Source organism: Streptomyces omiyaensis (assembly GCF_014650895.1).
GTDB classification, from domain to species: domain Bacteria; phylum Actinomycetota; class Actinomycetes; order Streptomycetales; family Streptomycetaceae; genus Streptomyces; species Streptomyces omiyaensis.
The window spans coordinates 1-990 of record NZ_BMVV01000086.1 but is presented as its reverse complement, the minus strand read 5'-3'; the positions used below and the strand labels follow the sequence as shown (position 1 = coordinate 990).

The window sequence follows — 990 nt, the reverse complement described above, 5'->3', positions numbered from 1 at the left end:
CTTCGTGCTGGTCAACCTCTTCCGGCCGCCGCTGGGGGCGCCCATGCCGCCGGCGGCTCTGAACGACCTGTTCGACCGTCTCTCGCGGCGGGCCGGCCTGGCCGGCGGGGTCCATCCCCACGCGCTGCGGCACACCTTCGCCAGCAACGCCGCCGACGCGGGCGCCGTCCTGGACGAGATCGCCGATCTCCTCGGCCACGCGAGTCCGTCCAGCTCGCAGGTCTATCTGCACCCCGATCCTCAGCGGCTGCGGGCCGCGGTCGAGCGGGTCGCATCGCTCGCTCCGAGGAGGAAGCCATGACCACGGCCCTGCGACTGGTGCCGCCTCCGGCGTCGGATCTGCTGCCCGCCCGCGCCAGACGGCTGTGGGAACTGATCCGTCCGGAGACGCTGGAGGTCCTGAACTGGGACGAGACGATGAAGGTGTTGCGTCCTTCACCGGAACACCCCTTTCTCGGGTTGAGGATCTGTTCCCGGGTCGGCTGCCTGGCTCAGGCCCGGCGGTCGGAACTGGGGTTGTGTTCGGCCTGCCGAGGCCGTTGGAAGCGGAGCGGGAAGTCCTTCGAGGACTTCGTGGCCAGCGATCCGAAGATCCTCACCGGCGCGTCGGGGGATTGCGGGGTCCCGAAGTGCGGGCGGCCCTGGACGTCGTCGCGCACGCAGATGTGTGAGTGGCACCGGGAACTGTTCAAGAAGCTCGGTGAGCCGCCGCTTCAGGAGTTCTTCACTCACCCGCGGGTTCAGCCACTGCCCCACCTCGGGCACTGCGCGGTGGACGCCTGTCACCGGATGAGGCCCAGCCCCGCGCACCCCTTCTGCCTCGCGCACTGGCCGCGCTGGAAGGAGGCCGCGGGCCGAGGGGCGGACTTCGAGACCTGGTGCCGGCTGGAGCCGGGCTCGTCGGAGTCGACGGCGGTGAGCCTGCGCGGCCTGCCGCCCCTGGTGGTCGCCGAGATCCTCTACGTCCTCCAGGCCCGCACGGACACCGAG

Annotated in this window: 2 protein-coding genes; both read left to right on the top strand. The window is 70.9% G+C overall.

Annotated elements, in window-relative coordinates:
- Positions 1-301, top strand: a 301-nt coding sequence (locus IE287_RS38110) for a tyrosine-type recombinase/integrase (protein ID WP_189854010.1), incomplete at its 5' end; no start/stop codon positions are given.
- On the top strand, positions 298-990 hold a 693-nt coding region (locus tag IE287_RS38105), incomplete at its 3' end, for a hypothetical protein (protein ID WP_229884019.1). The genes IE287_RS38110 and IE287_RS38105, both read left to right, overlap by 4 nt.